We start from the raw sequence: 19613 nt of genomic DNA on the forward strand, positions 1-19613 counted from the left end.
GTGTCTGCGAACGAGTCCACGGCGGTCAGCGTGTCGTCGCCGAATGCTTCCCTGACCGGGAAGGTCCGGGCCCTGCTGCAGCGCGGCGGGGCCTTCCTGGTGGTCGGCGCGATCGGCTTCGTGGTCGACGCGGGCACCTACAACCTGCTGGTCTTCCTGGGCGGTGAGGGGCCGTTGTTCCGCCTCCCACTGGTCGCCAAGATCATCGCGATCGGGGTGGCCACGGTGGTCACCTATTTCGGCAACAAGTGGTGGACCTACTCCGATCACGACGGCGATACCGGGGCCCGGCACATCCTGACCTATGCCGCGCTGAATGTGATGGCCATCGGACTGCAATTGGGCTGTCTCGGCTTCTCCCGCTACGTGCTGGGACTGGACAGTCCATTGGCGGACAACGTTTCCGGCACGCTGATCGGTCAGGCCGTCGCCATGGGCTTCCGATTCTGGGCCTACGGGAAATTCGTCTTCACCAATCCGGCCTCGGGAACGAATAAGGCCTGACACTGATATTGTCGGGCCGCCGAGCGTGACAGTGGCGGTGCGACCACGTCGGATGAGCCGGTGTCTAAGTATTCAAAGGATGTCGAGGGATTCATGGATGCGTCGGCTGGGCAGGCCGTGACCGAAACCGAGGATCGGACGGAGACCGGGGAGGCCCCCGTCTCCCTGCGCGCGGAACACGCCGCGCCGGATCGGCTGGTGCTGGCCCGCGGGATCTTCACCGGTCCCGCCCCCAAGATCAGCGACGACCTGTACGCGGTGGCCAAGGGCAAGGTCACCCGGGAACGGCGGACCCTGCGCCTGGAGAAGGGCGCGTCGGTCAACACCAATACCTATTTCGGGCGCTTCGCCGCCGCCTACTGGCAGCGCTGGACCACGGTCACCGAGGTCGAGGTGGGCCTGACCCTCGAGGTGACCGGCAAGGTGCGGGTGCGGCTGGCCGCCTCCGACATCGCCGGACACCGCCGGGTGGTGGACACCGCCGTGGTCGAGGAGACCGGCCGGGTGACGCTGCTCGCCCCGCTGGACATGTACGTCGACGGCGGCGCGATCTGGCTGGAGATCGAGGCGCTCGGCGGTGAGGCCGTGATCACCGATCTGGAGTGGACCGCGGCCGCGCCCGAGCGGGTGCGCCCGGTGGCCATTGCCATCTGCACCTTCAACCGGGCCCAGGACTGCGCGAATACCGTTGCGGCACTGGCCTCCGACTCGACCGTGCTGTCGCTCATCGACGCCGTGTACGTGGTCGACCAGGGCACCGACCTGGTGCAGGACCAGGCGCTGTTCACCGAGACCCAGCCCAAGTTCGGCGACAAGCTGCGCTACATCCGGCAGCCCAACCTCGGCGGCGCGGGCGGGTTCACCCGCGGCCTCTACGAGGTGTCGGGCGCCAACGAGCACGCCGACGTCATCCTCATGGACGACGACATCCTGTGCGAGCCGGAAACGGTGTTGCGGCTCAACGCCTTCGCCAATCTGACCGTGGAACCCACCCTGGTGGGCGCGCAGATGCTGTTCCTGTTCAACCCCGACTTCCTCAATGTCGGTGCGGAAGAGACGAATCTGGGCAAGCTGCGCCACGGCCAGAAGGTGGCCAAGGCGCTGCGCAACACCTCCATGCTGAAGAAGCACCAGGAACGCCGCGTCGACGCCGGCTACCAGGCCTGGTGGACCTGCCTGATCCCGGCCGAGGTGGTCAAGAAGATCGGGCTGCCGGTGCCGATCTTCTTCCAGTGGGACGACGTGGAATACGGTCTGCGCGCGCGGGAGAAAGGTTTCGTCACCGTCACCCTGCCCAATGCCGCCGTGTGGCACGCCGACTTCTACTGGAAGGACTTCGACGACTGGGCGCGCTACTTCTCCTCGCGCAACTCGCTCATCGTGTCCTCCCTGCACCACGACCTGGACGGCAAGGCGATCACCCGCCAGCTGTTCCGTGAGATCGCCGAGTACCTGGTCGGCATGCAGTACGGCCTGGCGCACACCACCCTGCAGGGCATCGAGGACTACCTGAAGGGCCCGGAGACGCTGCGCGACGGCGGTATCGAGGCGCTGGCCAAGGCCCGCGGCTCCCGCTCCGACTACCCGGAGACCGCCAAGCACCCCGCGGCCACCTCCCCGGTTCCCAACGCCCACCTGCATGTCCGCCGTGCGGGCGGCGAGCCCAGCCACCCGCTGCTGGTGCTCTACAAGCGCGCGCTCAACCAGTGGACCGGCCGCGTCATCCCGGGCCCCGTCGCGGTCACCCGCGAGGACGCCCACTGGTGGCACGTCGGCCTGTTCAACCACGTGGTCGTCACCGATGCCTCGCAGTCCGGTGTCCGAGTTCGCGTGCGCGACAAGGAAACCGCCCGCCGTCTGCTGATCCGCACCTACCGGGTGCTGCGTCAGCTCCGCAAGGAGCTGCCGGATCTGCAGCGCCGCTGGCGGGGCGCGATGCCGGAGCTGACGAGTCGAGAGAACTGGGAACGTCTCTACGGAATCGACAAGACTGCTTGATATTCGGCTGAGCATGGCCCGGGACATCCTGTCCCGGGCCATGTTTCATTTCCGCGACGGGTATTCCGCCTGTCCGCCGATCCGGCTCGCCGAGTCAGGGCGCGGTGAGCAGTGTGCGGGCGGCGGCGGCGAGGTCGGCTTCCAGCCACTCCGGGAGTTCGGGTGCGTGGGCGTGGCGGCGCAGCGCGGCGTAGGGGAGGTCCACGACCGCGCGGCTGACGGCGTCGATCTCGCGGGGCCCGGCGCTGCCGTAGAGGCCGTTCGCGATGCGATCGAGCTGCGCGAACAGGGGTTCGTTCATCCGGGCCAGGCGATCGCGGAACTCGGTGTCGGGCGCGCCGTCGAGCAGATCGCGCGGCCGCAGGTTGAGCAGCAGTTTGGCGTCGTCGGGGCAGTCCCGGCCGAAGCCCACCGCGGCGGAGGTCATGCCGACCGCCGCCGCGAGCGGATCCGCCGCCGCCGCGGCGGCCAGCACCCGGGACTGGAACCGGTCCAGCGCCCGGATCCAGGCCTCGGTGAGCACGCCGTTGCGGTTGCCGAACCGGTGGTAGAGCGTGCCCACGGGTGCGCCGCTGGCCTCGGCGATGGCGGCGACGCTCGCCGCGCGGGGGCCGTCGCGCAGCACCAGTGCGCGCGCTGCGTCGAGGATCACGTCGGTGTCGTGCTTGCGGGGAGGCGCCATGAACTAGTACGTTCCTTCTATATGGAGCGTTTGCCCTATATCGATGAGCATTCCAGGGTAATCAATGCCGATCGCGCCGGCACGTGGACCGCACTACTGCGCACGACCTGCGAAAACCCTGACGATCTCAACACACTGCCCCGTGGTTTCGTGCTCGACGACGCCGATCCGCCGCACCGATTGGCCGCCAAGGGTCGGCACTGGTTCTCCCGCTACCGCCTGACCTTCGTCCTCGACGAGGTCGACCCCACCCACACCCGTCTCACCGCGATCAGCCACGCCGCCTTCCCCGGCATCCACGGCCGGATCTATCGGGCTCTGGTCATCGGCACCCGGATGCATCGCCTGGTGGTCCGCGACATGCTGCGCCGGATCTCGGTCGCCGCGGGGCGGCCCGCATGAGTCTCCCCGGGCAGCGGTGGGGCGCCACCGACACCGAGCTGTCCGCACGCATGCCTTGTGACGCGGAGCTTTCCGGCTCCGTGGTGATCTGCGATCGGGCCGTTCCGGTGGACGCGCCCGCACCGTTGGTCTTCGCCTGGCTCTGTCAGCTGCGCGCGGCCCCGTACAGCTACGACCTGCTCGACAACTTCGGCCACCGCAGCCCCCGGCTGCGCGATCCGGAACTCACCGAACTCGCGCTCGGCCAGCGTTTCATGTCGCTCTTCGAACTCGTCGATTTCACGCCCGACGAGCAGATCACGTTGCGGGCCAAGGGCGTAGCGGTCACCTATGCGGTGCGCCCCGAGACCGGTGCGGGCAGTCGCCTGCACGCGCGCGTTCGATTCCGGGGTCCCGCCTGGCCGCTGGCGCTACCGGTCTTCGGCGATTTCCTGATGATGCGCAAGCAATTGCTCACCCTGAAGGCACTCGCCGAGCGCGAGGCCGTCGCGCCCGGCTGAGATCAGAGGAACAGGTCGGTGGTGAGCGGGCCGTCGCCCGGAGTGACGCGGTACTTGTCCAGGTCGGTGATGCCGTGTGCCGCAAGGACTTCGTCGTCGATGAAGAAGTTTCCCGTGGTGTCCTTGGCGGGGGAGATAAGGACCAGGTAGGCGGCGTCGGCGTAGATGTCGGGGGTGCGGGAGGTGGAGACCATCTCCTCGCCGCCGAGCAGGTTCTTGACGGCCGCGGTGGCGATGGTGGTGCGCGGCCACAGGGAGTTCACGCCGATGCCGTACTTGCGCAGCTCCTCGCTCAAACCCAGTGTGGTGAGCGACATTCCGTACTTGGCGATGGTGTAGCCGAGGGCCATGCCCGCCCACTTGGGGTCCAGGTTCAGGGGTGGGGACAGCGTCAGGATGTGCGGATTGCGCCCGGCCTGGGCGGAATCCTTCAGCGCCGGGATGCTGAGTTTGGAGAGCAGGAAGCTGCCGCGGCAGTTGATGTCCTGCATGAGGTCGTACTTCTTCATGGGCAGGAACTCGGTGGGGGAGATGTCGATGGCCGAGGCGTTGTTCACCACCATGTCGATGCCGCCGAACCGCTCCTGCGTCTGCCGTACCGCGTCCGCGACGGCCTCGTCATCGCGCACGTCGCCGAGGTATTTGAGGACGGTGCCGCCCGCGGTCTCCAGTTCGGCGGCCGCGGTGTGAATGGTGCCGGGCAGTTTCGGATGCGGCACATCGGTTTTCGCGATGAGGGTGATGTTCGCGCCGTCCGCGGCCGCCCGCTTGGCGATCTCGAGCCCGATTCCGCGACTGCCACCCGACATGATCATGGTCCGACCCGCCAGCGGCTTCTGTGCTCCGGTCATGGATCCACTCCTCTTCTGCTGTTGTCGCCCTGAATCCGATCATCCGCGCCTCACCGGGCCGGCGGGCCGGAACTCTCGCATCTCGGGCAGTAGTGCTGGCACTACCGAGCACCCGGCCGCCGACACGACCGCGATCCGGGTGCTCGGGGCATGGGCCGCACCCGTACGCGTCTTTACCCTCGAAAGGGCCGGAAAACCCGGCCTGAACAGGAGGAATGTCTTCCATGAGCGGATTGCGGCGGCCACGCGGGCGGGCTCTGCTGGCCGGTGTCGGGGTCCTGGCCGTCCTCGCGGCCCAGGCGTGCGGCACCGACCCCGGGAGCGGCGAACCCGCTCGCAAGGAGATCTACCGCACCATCACCCACGCCCTCGACGGCGTGGTCCGCGGCGGCTTCCCGGGCGCGCAGGTCGTGTTCGACGGACCGGGCGGTCATCACGTGCTCACCGCGGGCGTGGGCGACCTGGGCACCGGCGCACCGATCCCCGAGGATGCGCGGGTGCGGATCGGCAGCAACACCAAGACCTTCGTCGCCACCGTGGTGCTGCAGCTGGTCGGCGAGGGCACGGTCGAACTGGACGCTCCGATAGAGCGCTATCTACCGGGCGTGGTACGCGGCAACGGCAATGACGGCAATCGCGTGACGGTCCGGCAGCTGCTGCAGCACACCAGCGGCCTGCCCGAATATCTGGCGGGCCGCGACCCCGCCGCGCCCGGGTCCGGGCAATTGACCGCCGATTCCGATCAACTCCGCCGGTCCCACTACGAACCGGCGGACCTGGTCCGCATCGCCATGGCCATGCCACCGCAATTCGAGCCCGGCGCGCGCTCGGTCTACACGAACACCAACTACATCCTGCTCGGCATGTTGATCCAGCAGGTCACCGGCCGCCCGGCCGCCGCCGAGGTCGAGCGCCGCGTCCTGGAGCCGCTGGGCCTGCGCGACACCTACTTCCCGGACTCGCGCGAGACCGGGATCCGGGGACCGCATCCGCGCGGATACCATGAAATCGACGGCCGCCGAGAGGACTTCACCGAGCTGGACCCGTCCTGGGCCGATACCGCGGGCGCGATGATCGCCACGCCCGCCGACCTGAACCGCTTCTTCACCGCCCTGCTCGCCGGGAAGCTGCTGCCCGCCGCCCAATTGGCGGAGATGAAGCGGACGGTCCCCTGGGATCGCGGCGAACCCGGTTCCGGCTACGGGCTCGGACTGATCCACCACGCGAGCTCATGCGGCAAGGAGGTGTGGGGTCACGGCGGCAGCATTCCCGGCTTCGGCACCCACACCGGCGTGGCCGCCGACGGCACCGCCGTGGTGGTCACCGTCAATCAGCTCCTGGCCGACCGGGCCGCTTCCGAGGTCGTGACCAAGGTCTTCGACTCCGCCTTCTGCTCATGAGAGGAACCTCCGTGCGTTTTCGCGAGATCGCCCGCACTCGGCGGGGCTTGGCCGCACTGGCGGTGACCGGGCTGGCGGCGGGAGCCGCGCTCACCGCGGCCGCCGTCACCGAGCCTCCTGCGGCCGCGGCGCCCCTGGACCGCTACTACCACCAGCAGCTGGACTGGAACTCGTGCGATATTCTGGAACTCGACGGTATGGGCGGGCAGTGCGCCGACATCACCGTGCCGCTGAATTACGCCGAGCCGCAGGGCCGTACGACCACCGTCGCTCTCTCCCGCATCCCCGCCACCGACCCGGCGCGACGGCGCGGCGTCGTGCTGTCGAATCCGGGCGGTCCCGGTGGCGCGGGCCTGGACTACTTCGTGGATGCCAGCAAGGCCCTGACTCCCGAGGTCCGCGCCCGCTACGACCTCATCGGCATGGATCCCCGCGGCGTGGGCCGGTCCGACGCCGTGAACTGCCACTGGCCGACCGGCTTCGGATTGCAGTTCGCGGGAGTCGACGCCAAGGGTTTCGCCGAATCCGTGGCGAGCCAGTCCGATCTGGCGGCACGGTGCGCGGCCGCCGAGGGAGATCGGCTGCCACACATGACGACTCGCAATACCGCCCGCGACATGGACGTCATCCGCACCGTGCTCGGTGAAAGCCGGATCAACTACGTGGGCACCTCGTACGGCACCTACCTGGGTGCGGTGTACATGCAGATGTTCCCGGACCGGTCCGACCGCATGGTGCTCGACGGCAGTGTCGACCCCGACCGCTACGGCGTGGTCGGCATGGTGCAGGACATGGGCGCGCCCAATGAGGCCGCGCTCGACGCCTGGGCGGCCTGGACCGCCGAACGTGACGGTGAATACCACCTCGGCGCGACCGCGGCCGCCGTCCGTGACCTGGTCCAGCGGCTCATCGCGCGCGCCGCGACCCAGCCCATCCGGATCGGCGACTTCGACGTCGACGCGCACTCCCTGCCCCTGGTGCTCTACATCGCCTTCGACTCCCCGCAGAACTACGGCCGTGCCGCACAACAGATCCGGGAACTGGCCGACGCCGCCGACGGGCAGCGGGTCGAGCCGGACGAGAACCTGGCGGGCAGCCTGGCCGTGATACTGCGCGCCCAGCCCCGCGACATGTCACCGTCCATGGCGGTGCTCTGCGGAGATGTCGGCGCGCCCCGCGATCCGGCCTGGTACTGGCGCAACCTCGAGGCCTCCCGCGCCACCCAGCCGGTCTTCGGGGCACTGGCGAACAACATCACGCCGTGCGCGTTCTGGGCCCCGCCCGTCGAATCACCCACGGCCATCGCCAATGCGATGCCGAGCCTGATCGTCCAGGCCACCGGTGACACCCGCACCAGCTATGGCGGCGCGCTCGCCATGCACCGGGCGCTGACCGGCTCCCGCATGGTGACATTGCAGGACGTCGGCATCCATTCGATCCTGGGCCGCTACCCGAACGCCTGCGTCTACGACACGGTGAACACCTACCTGGCGGACGGCGTCCTGCCCGCCACCGACCTCACCTGCCGCGACGAGTGATCAGCCGGCGTTCAGATAGGCGAGGACGGCCAGCACCCGCCGGTGCCCCACCTCGTCGGCGAACAGCCCCAGCTTGGCGAAGATGTTCCGAATGTGTTTGAGCACAGCGCCTTCGGTGACCACGAGGCGCTCGGCGATCGTGGCATTGTCGAGCCCCTCGGCCATGAGCGCCAGCACCTCCCGCTCGCGCGGGGTGAGGCCCGCCAGCGGGTCGTCGGTCTTGCGCCGCACCAGCAGTTGGGAGATCACCTCGGGATCCATGGCGGTCCCGCCCTCGGCGACCCGGCGCAGCGAATCCAGGAAGCGATCCACCTTCCCGACCCGTTCCTTGAGCAGATAGCCGATCCCGCCCGCCCCGTCGCCGAGCAGTTCGGCGGCGTAGCTGTCCTCGACCCAGGCCGAGAGCACCAGTACCGGCAGGCCGGGATGAATCTGCCTGGCGCGCACCGCTGCCCGCAGCCCGTCGTCGGTGTAGGTGGGCGGCATCCGCACATCCACCACCACCGCGTCGGGCCGGTCGGCGGCGACCACCCGCAGGAAATCGTCGGCATTGTCGACCGCCGCGACCACGTCGATACCGGCGGTCTTCAACAACAGCGCCAGTCCCTCGCGCAGCAGCGCGTCGTCCTCGGCGATCACCACCCGCATGACGCCACCACCTCGTTCACCGGTTCCTTCACGATCCGCACGGCAGCTCCACGCGCACCAGGGTGGGCCCGCCCGGCGGGCTGTTCAGCAGCATCCGGCCGTCCAGCGCCTCGGCCCGCCGCCGGATTCCGGCCAGCCCGCCACCCGCGATCTCGATCGCCGAGCCGATCCCATCGTCCCGGACCTCGACGACCAATACCTCGGCGGTACCCCCGAGGCCGACTCGGAGCTGCCGGGCCCCGGAGTGTTTGGTCGCGTTGGTCAGTGCTTCCGCGATCACGAAGTACGCGGCCCCTTCGACCGCGGCGGGCCGTCGCCGGAATCGAGTGCTCGCGGCCGGGATCGGATCCTGGCCCCGCTGTGCGGCGGCGCGCGGCTCCTCCCCGTCGATATCGAGTGCGCACGGGATCGGCGAGCGGGCGGCCAGCGCCGAAACGGCGCTCGCCAGACCACGATCCGCGAGCACCGGCGGATAGATGCCCCGCACGACGTCCCGCAGTTCGGCGAGTGCGGCCTCCGCGGTGTCCTGTGCCTTGCGCACCAGCTCCTCCGCCGCACCCGGATCGCGTTGCCGCAGTTGGTCCGCCAGTCCGAGCTGCATGATCACCGCGGCGATTCGCGCCTGCGCACCGTCGTGCAGATCCCGTTCGATGCGTCGAAGTTCCGCCCCGTGCGCGTCCAGGGCGGCCGCGCGCGTGGCGGTGAGTTCGGCGACCCGGACCGCCAGCTCGGCCCGCGGGGACCCGAGCAATGTCCGCGCCAGCAGCGCCTGCCAGCGGGCCACGGCGGGAATCTGGAGCACCAAGGCGGCCAAGGGAATCGCGATGAGGGCACTGAGCGCGGCCAGAGGCCACGAATCCACGACGAAACCGAAGCTCTCGACGGTGCCCGGCGGCACGATCCGCCAATACGCCGGTATCGCGAGCTGATTCAGGAAGCCCCAGGGCAGTCCGATCGAGAACAGCGCGACCACCATGCCGGGCACCCCGTGCACGCACAGCCAGGCGATATCCCGCGCGTTCGCCGGATCCTGGAAGGAGGTCGCCAGCCGCTGCTGGAGCCCGCCCGTCATCGGCCGGTAGGCCACCGTGATCGGCGCGCCCAGTCGTTTTCCGGCCCGCCTCCGCTCGAACCCGGTCAGCGGCCGGATCAGCCGCAGGAATTCGGGAATCGCGGGAATACCGACGCCGATCAGACTGGTGGCCGCCACCAGCAGCACACCGACCGTCGCAAGGACGGCCGCGGCTCCCGTAGCGCCACCGATCAGCAGGTAGCCGATGCTCCCCGGCAGCGCCCGCAGCCGATCCGCCGTCCACCGTCGCGCGCTCGGAACGGCGGCGCCGGAATCACCATCGCCCCGGGCATCCACCGCCGCGCCGCCGGCCCGGCGATCCGGGCCGTGCTCCGGCATCGGGTCGGCAGTCATGCCACCAACCTACTGGCTGTGAAACGGGCATAGTCGGGGCCTTCCGCCGGGTACTGTCCGGCGCCGACCTGGCCGGATTCGGCGCGCCGCGTTGGTTCACTCCGGCGCGCCGCTTCCGGGCCCGGTCAGCGTTGCTTGCCGCCGCGTTCCTTGTACATTCGGCGCTGGCTCTTGTTGATGTCCTTCCACACCTTCTTGCGCTCGGCCTGCAACCGGGCGTCGGTGCGGGAGGCCAGCCAGTCGTTCTCCCGGCTCAGCTTGCGGAAGCTGTCCAGGCGCCGCTGCGGCAGCTCACCGGATGCGATGGCCGCCAGCACCGCGCACCCCGGTTCGGTGCGGTGGTCGCAGTCGGCGAACCGGCACCGTCCGGCCAGGGATTCGACGTCGCTGAAGGTGCGGCCCAGACCTGTCGCGGCATCCCAGAGACCGACCGACCGCAGGCCCGGCGTATCGATGAGCGTGCCGCCACCGGGCAGCGGCCGCAGTTCGCGGTGCACGGTGGTGTGCCGGCCGCGCTTGTCGCCTGCGCGGACCGCCTGGGTCGCGAAGACATCCGCGCCGAGCAGGGCGTTGGCGAGCGTGGACTTGCCCGCACCCGAGGGGCCGATCAGGGCGACGGTGCCGGACAGCAGGGAGGTCAGCACATCCATGCCGACACCGCCGGAAGCGCTGACCGCCAGCACGGTCACGCCGGGCGCGGCGGCCCGGACGTCCTCGATCGGAATATCGTGGGCCAGATCGGCTTTGGTGAGCACCACCACCGGTTGGGCGCCGGATTCCCAGGCCAGCGCGAGCAGCCGCTCGATGCGCCCGAGATCGACGTCCCCGTCACCGGCGGTGCACACCAGCACGGTGTCCACGTTCGCGGCCAGCACCTGGTGGGCGGATTTGGCCCGGGACTCGGGCTGCCCGGAGACCGCCGCCCGGACGATCGCGGTCCGGCGCGGCAGCAGGGCTCGCACCGTGCGGCCGCGGTCGATGGCCACCCAGTCGCCGGTGCACAATCCGCTGACCTCGGAATCCGAGCGCGGAAGCTGTGCGCGGACCACCGCGGCCGTCAAACGGCTCTGGTAGTCGGCGGTGGGCAGTGGGGCGGCGATATCGCATTCACTGCGATCCATGCGAATCACGCGGGCGGGAATCAGGTCCTCGCCCAGCAGCGGCAGATAGTCGGCGGCCAGGGCGGAGTTCCAGCCGTAGGGGGAGAGCAGGTCGAGATCGACCGTAGACATGTGGAGTCCTTCGACGGGCCGAGCCCGGATCATGGACTCAGCGAGGGGAATTCGAGGTGGAGGCGCGCACCGCGCGCGTGAACGCGGGCACGGCAATCCGCACAGTCGTCGTCACGAAACTCCACCTCCCATCTCTCCTCATGCCGTCACCGAGGCGACCGCTCCCAACAAGAACGGGGACAAGCTTGGCAGCCTGTCCCCGTTGCGCGCAACGTATTTTCTCGCCCGGTCCTTCGGGGTTTACCCCGGAGAGTCCGAGAGTTGGACTCACCTACGACGAGGGCTTGTCGAACTGCTCCCGGCGGCCCATCCGCTGCAGGCGTAGCCACTCCATCAGCCCGGCCGGGTCCTTCTGCTGCACCAGGAAGAACCACCCGAAGCGGGCGACCTCCTGCGGCAACAGCTTTCGCATGCCCGGCTGAGCCATCAGGTAGCCGCGGTTGCGGTAGGTGAAGTGCCGCTTGACCGGATCGTCCGGGTACTGGGTGTGCATGCGCCCGCCCAGGATCGGCTTGAACTCGGCCGAGCCGTTCGGGTGCAGGTAGGCGGTCTGCAGGCAGGTGCCGAAGGGCAGCCCGGACCGCACCAGCCGCCGGTGCACCTCCACCTCGTCACCGCGCACGAACAGCCGCAGGTCCGGCACGCCGATCTTGTCGACGGCCGTCGCGGACACCAGCGCGCCATTGAACAGCGAGGCGATGCCGGGCAGGAAGTCCTCGTCGCCCAGCTCGGACCGCAGTCGCCGCCACACCACGCCGCGCCGCAGCGGGAAGGCCAGCCGGTCCGGGTCGTCGATATCGGCCACCACCGGCGACACCTCGACCAGCGAGTGCCGTTCGGCGCAGTCGAAGAGGGTGGCGAGCACGTCGGGGCCCTCGGGCCGGCCGTCGTCGTCGGCCAGCCAGACCCAGTCGGCGCCCATGGTGAGCGCGTGCAGCATGCCGAGCGCGAAACCGCCCGCGCCGCCCAGATTGTGTTCCGAACCCAGGTAGGTGGATTCGATGGGCTGCTGCTTCACCAGCTCGCCCACCTCGGCCTCGTTGCCGTTGTCGACCACGATCAGATGGTCGACCGGACGCGTCTGGCTGCTCAGCACCTTCAGCGATTCGGCGAGCAGTTCCCGGCGTTTGTGCGTGACCACGATGGCGACGATGCGGGCCTCGTCGCCGTAAAGGGGGGTGGATGGCTCACTCATGCGGGATTCCGTTCCGGTTCACGTTCACGTTCCAGATCCCGCAGCACCTGCGCCACGTGATCACCCGCCTCCGGGCCCTCGTAGGCCCGCACCACGTCCTCGATGCCGCCCTGCATGCGCACCTGTCCGTGATCGATCCACATGGCGCGGTCGCACAACTGGGCCAGGAACTCATTGGAATGGCTGGCGAAGACGAGAATGCCAGAGCGCGAGACCAATTCCTGCAGACGCACCCGCGCCTTCTTCATGAATTCCGCGTCGACCGCGCCGATGCCCTCGTCGAGCAGCAGGATCTCCGGATCGATGGAGGTCACCACGCCCATCGCCAGACGCACCCGCATACCGGTCGAGTAGGTGCGCAGCGGCATCGCCAAATAGTCGCCCAGCTCGGTGAATTCGGCGATCTCGTCGATCTTGGACAGCATCTGCTTGCGGGTCTGCCCGAGGAACAGGCCGCGAATGATGATGTTGTCGTAGCCGGAGACCTCGGGGTCCATGCCCACGCCGAGATCGAAGACCGGCGCCACCCGGCCGCGAATCCGCGCGCTGCCGCGGGTCGGTTCGTAGATGCCCGAGAGCAACCGCAGCAGTGTCGATTTGCCCGCGCCGTTGTGGCCGACCAAGCCGACGCGATCGCCTTCCTTCAGCGACAGCGAGATATCCCGCAGCGCCTCCACGACCACCACATCGGATTGGTTGCGCCCGATGGCCCCACCGGCCGAACCCAGTACCGCCTTCTTCAGCGACCGGGATTTGGCGTCGAAGATGGGGAATTCCACCCACGCGTTCTGGGTCTCGATACTCACATGGTCGGTCATTGAGCCTTCACACCCAGTAGGGGACTCGGGAACGGAACTTCTTCATAGCCAGTATCGCGACTATCCAGCCGACGACGGTGATCGCCACCACCACAATCCAGCTGCGCAGGTGGATCGGGTCGCCCAGCAGGGGCGCGCGCACGATCTCCAGGTAGTGGAAGGTCGGCACCAGTTCGGCCAGCTTGGCCCGATCGCTGGCGGTGCCCGACAGCGCCGAGGTCTTCCACATGACCGGGGTGAGCACGAACAACATCAGGGTGGTGCTGCCCAGGATCGGCGCCAGATCCCGATAGCGGGTGCTGAAGATGCCGAACACGATCGTCACCCAGATGGCATTGAGGAACAGCAGCACCAGGGCCGGAATCGCCAGCAGCGCCGACCAGTGCAGATGCCGCCAGATCCCGAACGCGGGCACCATCACCGCGTAGATGATCAGGTTGTGGGCGAAGAACAGGAACTGCCGCCACACCAAGCGGTACACGTGCACGCTCAGCGCCGACGGCAGCTGTTTGATCAAGCCCTCATTCGCGATGAAGACATCCGAGCCTTCGAGAATGCTGGCATTGATCACATTCCAGACGATCAATCCCACTGTCACGTACGGCAGATACGAACTCAGCGACTGCCCGAACAGTGTGGCGTAGAGCACGCCCATCGCGGCGGCCTGCAAACCGGTGGCGATGGTGATCCAGAACGGGCCCAGCACCGAGCGCCGGTACCGCTGCTTGATGTCCTGCCACCCCAATGCCAGCCATAGTTCACGCTGGGAGAACCCGTCGCGAAAATCCTTGAAGGCGCGACCGAAGGACTGGGAGTCCGACACCAGCGGCACTATTTCAGTGTCCGGGCGCACGTCGGTCTTCGCCGAGTCAGGGGGAGCAGCAGCAGGCACAGCACCCGACCCTATCTAATGGCAAACGCTTTGCGCGCAGAACCTGCCGCCGACCGCGTTGTATCGGCGGCAGGACGGGCTGTCAGAGGTATTGACCGCCGCCGGAACCCTGCTGTCCGCGGGGGTCGCCGTGGCTCATGCCGGGCGGGAGGGCCTGGCGCATCTGCTCGAGTTGGGCGCGGGCCGCCATCTGCTGGGCGAACAGGGCGGTCTGGATGCCGTGGAAGAGGCCCTCCAGCCAGCCGACCAGCTGGGCCTGGGCGATGCGCAGTTCCGCGTCGGAGGGGATGGTCTCGTCGGTGAAGGGCAGAGCCAGTCGCTCCAGCTCCTCGCGGAGTTCGGGGGCGAGGCCGGTTTCCAGTTCCCGGATGGAGGTGCGGTGGATCTCGCGCAGCCGGGTGCGGGAGGCGTCGTCCAGCGGCGCGTGCCGGACCTCCTCGAGCAGCTGCTTGATCATGGTGCCGATGCGCATGACCTTCGCGGGCTGCTCCACCATGTCGGCGAGCGACTCCTCCTTCTCCTGGGAGTCGTCCAGAATGCCCGAATTATCATCACCGACAACCTGTCCGGTGATCTCCACCGGATCGCCGCCGATCTGGGCCGCCGCCGGGATGAACAGCGGCTTCCCTTCGGGCCCGATCACGACAATGTTCTCCGGAACCCCATCGGATTGCGTCATGTCTCCCATCCTGCCCAATCCGTACCGAACCCGCTAAGTCACACCCCAACCCGCAAGCATCTGGCGCCGCAGGTGTAACTCCCGCCCCGTGTGAAACGAAGCCGTGGATAGACCGGACAGCGACGTCCCGTCCAGTTTGTTCGGTAGATGCTGGTCGTCCCTTTCTGGGTGGACGCTTCCATCCCTACCGTTACCCAGTCGTGCCCTCTCCCTTTAGAGTGGCCAGCATGACTTACGACGTCGCACGGGTGCGGGGCCTGATTCCGTCCCTGGGCGACGGCTGGATCCATCTAGACCCTCAAGCGGGCATGCTGGTCCCGGATTCGGTATCCCGGGCCGTCTCAACGGGTTTCCGGACCTCCGCGTTCTCGCACTCCAATCGGCACGGCGCGGCCAAGCGCAGCGCCGCGATCCTGGAGGCCGCGCGCGAGGCCGTCGCCGATCTGGTCGGCGGCGATCCGGCGGGCGTGGTACTCGGCCCGGATCGCGCGGTCCTGCTGGCCTGGCTGGCCGAATCGCTGAGCTCCCGGCTGGGTCTGGGCACCGGGATCGTGCTGTCGCGCCTGGATGACGAGGCGAATGTCGCGCCCTGGCTGCGCATCGCGAATCGCTATGGCGCGCACGTGCGCTGGGCCGAGGTCGAGATCGAGACCTGCGAGATGCCGGCCTGGCAGTTCGAGGAGCTCATCGGGCCCACCGCCCGGCTGGTCGCGCTGACCGCCGCCTCGCCCATCGTGGGCTCCGCGCCCGCGGTCCGGGTGGCCGCGGACCGCGTGCACGAGGTCGGCGGCCTGCTGGTCGCCGACTGCTTCGGCGCCGCGCCCTACGCGCTCATCGACATCGACGAACTCAACGCCGACGTGATCGCCCTGAGCGCACCGGCCTGGGGCGGCCCGCAGATCGGCGCGCTGGTCTTCCGCGACCCGGCCTTCCTGGACCGGATTCCGTCCATGTCGCTGAATCCCTATGCCAAGGGCGCGGAACGGCTCGAGGTGGGCGGCCACCAGTACGCGCTGCTGGCCGGGCTCACCACCTCCATCGACTACCTGGCCTCGCTGGACGAACGCGCCACCGGCACCCGCCGCGAACGCCTGGAGATGTCGATCACCTCGCTGCAGGACTATCACGACCAGCTCTTCGAGCATCTGATGGCGGTGCTGGACACCATCCCGAATCTGACCGTGATCGGCCGCGCCTCCACCCGCATCCCGACGGTGAGCTTCACCATCGCGGGCATGCAGGCGGAGAAGGTCTCCGCCAAGCTGGCCGACGCCCGCATCGGCACGCTGAGCGGCTCCCACGGCGGCAGCCGCCTGCTCGACGCCCTGGGCGTCAATGACGAGGGCGGCGCGGTGACCATCGGACTCGCGCCCTACACAACGACTTTCGAGATCGACCAGCTCGGCCGCGCGCTGGCCGCCCTCGACACCTAAGATCGTGCGGCCACCCAGGCCCTAGACCTCGCGGATCTGCAGGATCACCTTGCCGACGGTCTGCTCGGAGTCCAGCAGCCGGTGCGCCCGCGCCACCTCGGTCACCGGAACCTCGGCCGACACCACCGGCGCCACGGTGCCATCGGAGATCAACGGCCACAGGTGGCGGCGCAGTTCGGTGATGATCTCCGCCTTCGACCCGCGCCCGTGCTCGGGACGGCGGCGCAGATTGGTGGCGTGCACCGAGCCCCGCTTGCCCAGCAGCACGCCCAGATTCAATTCCGCCTGCACGCCGCCCTGCATGCCGATCACCACCAGATGCCCGTCCTCGGCGAGCGCGTCGACATTGCGCTTCAGATAGGACGCGCCCATATTGTCGAGAATGATGTCGGCGCCCGGATATTCGCTGTGCAGCGTGGTCACGAAATCGTGCTCGCGGTAATTGATCAGCACCGTCGCGCCCAATTCCGCGCACCGGTCCAGCTTGAACTGCGATCCGGCCGTCACCGCCACCCGCGCGCCCAGCGCCCGCGCCACCTGGATGGCGTGCGTGCCGATACCGCTGCCGCCGCCGTGAATCAGCAGCAAGTGCCCGCTGTGCAGACCCGCGGTCATCACCAGGTTGGACCACACGGTGGCCGCCGCCTCCGGCAGCGCGGCCGCGGCGGCCACGTCCAGGCCGTCGGGTACCGGCAGCAGTTGCGAGGCGGGCGCGTTCACCCGTTCGGCGTAACCGCCGCCGGCCAGCAGCGCGCACACCTGATCGCCGGGACGCCAATCCCGTACGCCGGGACCGACTTCCGCGACGGTCCCGGAGACCTCCAGCCCCAGGATCTCGCTCGCGCCGGTCGGCGGGGGATACAGGCCCTGCCGTTGCAGCAGGTCCGCGCGGTTCACCCCCGCCGCCGTCACATCGATCGCCACTTCGCCCGGTCCGGGCGCGGGCAGGTCGTCCACCTGCGCCCATTTCATGACCTCTGGCCCACCGAAACCGTCGAGTGTCACCGCATACATGAAAACGAGCCTACGACCGAGCCGCACCGATTACTGTCAGGCCACCCTCGGGCGCGGTACAGCATCCTCTTAGCTTCGACCGGCACCGTGTGTGTGGAGGGATTCGAAAGGAGATTCCATGATCACCACCCTGACCGTTCTCGGCGGCATGGTCATCCTGGCCGCCATGGCGATGTCCGGATTCGTCGCCCACGACGCCCCGCGCGCCCTGGTCCGCGTCCGAAACCGCCGATAGTCCCCGAGTACTTTCGACCCCCTACGCGGCCGGGTCGAAAGTACTAGCGTTCCGGGGCATGAGCAGTTTCGTCGACTTCCAGAACGAGATCTATCTCGCCGGTCTGGCGGGCGCTGTCCCGGCGCTCCCGATGACCGCGGCGGGCCTGGAAGAGCGGGCTCGGGAAGAGCTGGATCCGGCGGCCTTCGCTTATGTGGCGGGCAGCGCGTCCTCCGAACGCACCGCGCACGCCAATCTCACCGCCTTCGAGAAGTACCGGCTGCTGCCGCGTGTGCTGCGTGGCGCGAGCGGGCCCGGCGCGCGCGACCACTCGGTCGAGGTGCTCGGAACCCGTTTGGCCGCACCGATTCTCACCGCGCCGGTCGGCGTGCTGGGTCTGTTGCGCGAGCGCGGCGAGACCCTGGTCGCCGACGTCACCAAGGAACTGGGCATCGGCATGTGCCTGTCCACCGCCGCCTCCTCCACCATCGAGGAGGTCGGCGCCCGGGCCGGGGCCTGGTGGTATCAGCTGTACTGGCCCAATGACACGGAGCTGGCCCGCTCCTTCGTCGAACGCGCCGAGAAGGCCGGCGCCAAGGCCATCGTCGTCACCGCCGACACCCCCGCGCTGGGCTGGCGGCCCCGCGATCTCCAGCACGGCCACCTGCCGTTCCTGCACGGCCAGGGCATCGCCAACTACCTGTCCGACCCGGTCTTCCGGGCCAAGCTGAGCGTCCCGCCGGAGGAGAGCGAGGAGGCGCTGCGCGCGGCCGTGCTCACCTGGTCCGGGCTGTTCGGCAATCACGCGCTGCGCCCGGCGGACCTCGCCCGCCTGCGGGACTGGACCGAACTGCCGATCGCCGTGAAGGGCATCCTGCACCCCGACGACGCCCGTCAGGTGGTGGACGCGGGCGCGGACGCGGTGATCGTGAGCAATCACGGCGGCCGGCAGGTCGACGGGGCGATCGGCGCGCTGGACGCGCTGCCGACCATCGTGGCCACCGTCGGCGATCGCGCGGACGTGCTCTTCGACTCCGGTATTCGCACCGGGTCCGACGTCATGATCGCGCTGTCCCTGGGCGCCAAGGCCGTCCTCTACGGCCGCCCCTGGGTGTACGGCCTGGGCCTGGCGGGCGCGGACGGCGTGCGCCACGCGCTGCGCTGCCTGCTCGCGGATTTCGATGCGGCCATGGGGCTTTCGGGCTGCCGCGGTCCGCACGAGCTGAGCCGCACCATGATCTCGTCCTACCGCGTTTAGCCCGCGCGCGCGGAGGAATCCTGCGGGGGGGAAACCGCGCGGGACCGCCGAGCTGAGGAGGGGCGATCACACGCCGTCACAACAATGAGCCGGTGGCCGCGGCCGCGGGCCGGAATACGCTCGAACCGAGGTGGCTCACCCCGGAGCAGCAGCGTGCCTGGCGCGCCTACATGGACGGCAGCCAGCGCCTCATGTCCGACCTCAACCGGCAGCTGCAACGCGACTGCGATCTGTCCCTGGCCGAGTACCGCATCCTGACCAAACTCTCCGAGGCCCCCGGCCGCGCCCTGCGCATGAGTGACCTGGCCGACGGCGTGCTGTCCTCCCGCAGCCGCCTCACCCACCAGGTCCGCCGCATGGAGGCGGAGCGCATGGTCCGCCGCATCGCCTGCGAGGACGACGGCCGCGGTGTGCTGGCCCAGCTCACCGACGAGGGCCTGTGCCGCCTGCGGACCGCCGCGCCCGCCCACGTCGCCGCGGTCCGCCGGTTCTTCGTGGACCTGCTCACCCCGCAGCAGCTGGCCGCGGTGGCCGCGGCCCTGGACCTGGTGAATCTGGCCGCCGACCACCGCGCCGACACCAGGTCGGCCGCCGATCCGGAGTGACCGGCTACGCGGATCTGGAAGCGGCAGGCCGACCGCACGCGCCATCAGTTACCATCAGTCCGCTTGGAAGCGTGGCAGAGCGGCCGAATGCACTCGCCTTGAAAGCGAGCGTTGTGAAAGCAACCGGGGGTTCAAATCCCTCCGCTTCCGCTAGATGACCTGCGGTTTCGTGTATCGATCGTGGGTCGCTGTGTAGTTCTGTTGAGGTTCGAGACACACGGCGACACACAGGATTTAATGTGTGTCCTCGCTGTGTGTCATCGAGGCTCGTACCCCATCGCCTCGTCCGTGCAGGAAACCGCGATTCCGAGCCCTCGGCCCCGG

19 protein-coding genes and 1 tRNA gene are annotated in these 19613 nt (G+C 68.9%); 10 read left to right on the forward strand and 10 right to left on the reverse strand.

What is annotated here, in order from left to right; genetic code table 11:
* Nucleotides 1–504 (forward strand): GtrA family protein, encoded by a 504-nt coding sequence (locus ACFRAQ_RS24265; protein WP_379103256.1) that lies wholly within the window; start codon nt 1–3, stop codon nt 502–504.
* 93 nt (nt 505–597) lie between these two features.
* A complete protein-coding gene (locus ACFRAQ_RS24270; RefSeq protein ID WP_379103258.1) occupies nt 598–2502 on the forward strand; it encodes a glycosyltransferase in 1905 nt (634 codons plus the stop codon).
* 94 nt (nt 2503–2596) lie between these two features.
* Here the strand turns inward: ACFRAQ_RS24270 and ACFRAQ_RS24275 are convergent, their stop codons facing one another.
* On the reverse strand, nt 2597–3184 hold the full coding sequence (locus tag ACFRAQ_RS24275) for a TetR/AcrR family transcriptional regulator (RefSeq protein WP_379103260.1): 588 nt from the start codon (nt 3182–3184) through the stop codon (nt 2597–2599).
* 21 nt (nt 3185–3205) lie between these two features.
* Between ACFRAQ_RS24275 and ACFRAQ_RS24280 the strand changes: the two genes are divergently transcribed.
* Nucleotides 3206–3586 (forward strand): hypothetical protein, encoded by a 381-nt coding sequence (locus ACFRAQ_RS24280; RefSeq protein WP_379103262.1) that lies wholly within the window; start codon nt 3206–3208, stop codon nt 3584–3586.
* The gene (locus ACFRAQ_RS24285) at nt 3583–4086 is read left to right on the forward strand and encodes a hypothetical protein (RefSeq protein WP_379103264.1); all 504 of its coding nucleotides are present in this window, start codon (nt 3583–3585) and stop codon (nt 4084–4086) included. The genes ACFRAQ_RS24280 and ACFRAQ_RS24285 overlap by 4 nt, the downstream gene beginning before the upstream one ends.
* Nucleotides 4087–4088: 2 nt before the next feature.
* On the opposite strand, the gene ACFRAQ_RS24290 is transcribed toward ACFRAQ_RS24285, so the two are convergent.
* Nucleotides 4089–4937: an SDR family oxidoreductase gene (locus ACFRAQ_RS24290; protein ID WP_379103265.1), complete on the reverse strand. Its 849-nt coding sequence runs from the start codon at nt 4935–4937 to the stop codon at nt 4089–4091.
* 224 nt (nt 4938–5161) lie between these two features.
* On the opposite strand from ACFRAQ_RS24290, the gene ACFRAQ_RS24295 reads away from it, so the two are divergent.
* Nucleotides 5162–6337, forward strand: coding sequence for a serine hydrolase domain-containing protein (locus ACFRAQ_RS24295; RefSeq protein WP_379103266.1), 1176 nt, complete (start codon nt 5162–5164; stop codon nt 6335–6337).
* A gap of 11 nt (nt 6338–6348) precedes the next feature.
* Nucleotides 6349–7875, forward strand: a complete 1527-nt coding sequence (locus ACFRAQ_RS24300; protein ID WP_379103267.1) for an alpha/beta hydrolase — start codon at nt 6349–6351, stop codon at nt 7873–7875.
* On the opposite strand, the gene ACFRAQ_RS24305 is transcribed toward ACFRAQ_RS24300, so the two are convergent.
* From ACFRAQ_RS24305 to ACFRAQ_RS24335, 7 genes are all read right to left on the reverse strand, one after another.
* Nucleotides 7876–8523 (reverse strand): response regulator, encoded by a 648-nt coding sequence (locus ACFRAQ_RS24305; RefSeq protein ID WP_379103269.1) that lies wholly within the window; start codon nt 8521–8523, stop codon nt 7876–7878.
* A 28-nt stretch (nt 8524–8551) separates the two neighbouring features.
* Nucleotides 8552–9949 carry a sensor histidine kinase gene (locus ACFRAQ_RS24310; protein WP_379103271.1) on the reverse strand — a complete coding sequence of 466 codons (1398 nt, stop codon included), beginning with the start codon at nt 9947–9949 and terminating at the stop codon, nt 8552–8554.
* 125 nt (nt 9950–10074) lie between these two features.
* A complete protein-coding gene (gene rsgA / locus ACFRAQ_RS24315) occupies nt 10075–11181 on the reverse strand; it encodes a ribosome small subunit-dependent GTPase A (protein WP_379103273.1) in 1107 nt (368 codons plus the stop codon).
* A gap of 271 nt (nt 11182–11452) precedes the next feature.
* Nucleotides 11453–12376 (reverse strand): glycosyltransferase, encoded by a 924-nt coding sequence (locus ACFRAQ_RS24320; RefSeq protein WP_379103275.1) that lies wholly within the window; start codon nt 12374–12376, stop codon nt 11453–11455.
* Nucleotides 12373–13194 (reverse strand): ABC transporter ATP-binding protein, encoded by an 822-nt coding sequence (locus tag ACFRAQ_RS24325; RefSeq protein WP_379103277.1) that lies wholly within the window; start codon nt 13192–13194, stop codon nt 12373–12375. The genes ACFRAQ_RS24320 and ACFRAQ_RS24325 overlap by 4 nt, the downstream gene beginning before the upstream one ends.
* Nucleotides 13195–13201: 7 nt before the next feature.
* Entirely contained in the window at nt 13202–14026 is an 825-nt protein-coding gene (locus ACFRAQ_RS24330; protein WP_379103279.1) for an ABC transporter permease, read from the reverse strand.
* A gap of 142 nt (nt 14027–14168) precedes the next feature.
* Entirely contained in the window at nt 14169–14765 is a 597-nt protein-coding gene (locus ACFRAQ_RS24335; RefSeq protein ID WP_379103281.1) for a bacterial proteasome activator family protein, read from the reverse strand.
* 227 nt (nt 14766–14992) lie between these two features.
* On the opposite strand from ACFRAQ_RS24335, the gene ACFRAQ_RS24340 reads away from it, so the two are divergent.
* Nucleotides 14993–16198 carry a cysteine desulfurase-like protein gene (locus ACFRAQ_RS24340; RefSeq protein WP_357088066.1) on the forward strand — a complete coding sequence of 402 codons (1206 nt, stop codon included), beginning with the start codon at nt 14993–14995 and terminating at the stop codon, nt 16196–16198.
* Between the two features lie 21 nt (nt 16199–16219).
* On the opposite strand, the gene ACFRAQ_RS24345 is transcribed toward ACFRAQ_RS24340, so the two are convergent.
* Nucleotides 16220–17212: an NAD(P)H-quinone oxidoreductase gene (locus tag ACFRAQ_RS24345; protein WP_379103283.1), complete on the reverse strand. Its 993-nt coding sequence runs from the start codon at nt 17210–17212 to the stop codon at nt 16220–16222.
* A 293-nt stretch (nt 17213–17505) separates the two neighbouring features.
* Here ACFRAQ_RS24345 and ACFRAQ_RS24350 point away from each other — a divergent pair, with 293 nt between their 5' ends.
* From ACFRAQ_RS24350 to ACFRAQ_RS24360, 3 genes are all read left to right on the forward strand, one after another.
* A complete protein-coding gene (locus ACFRAQ_RS24350) occupies nt 17506–18684 on the forward strand; it encodes an alpha-hydroxy-acid oxidizing protein (protein ID WP_379103286.1) in 1179 nt (392 codons plus the stop codon).
* Nucleotides 18685–18854: 170 nt separating this feature from the next.
* The gene (locus ACFRAQ_RS24355) at nt 18855–19289 is read left to right on the forward strand and encodes a MarR family winged helix-turn-helix transcriptional regulator (RefSeq protein ID WP_379103773.1); all 435 of its coding nucleotides are present in this window, start codon (nt 18855–18857) and stop codon (nt 19287–19289) included.
* Between the two features lie 65 nt (nt 19290–19354).
* A tRNA-Ser gene (locus tag ACFRAQ_RS24360) sits at nt 19355–19439 on the forward strand.
* The last annotated feature ends 174 nt before the right edge of the window (nt 19440–19613 follow it).

Origin of the sequence: Nocardia sp. NPDC056611, assembly GCF_042792755.1 — a bacterium.
In the GTDB taxonomy this organism is placed as follows: Bacteria; Actinomycetota; Actinomycetes; order Mycobacteriales; family Mycobacteriaceae; genus Nocardia.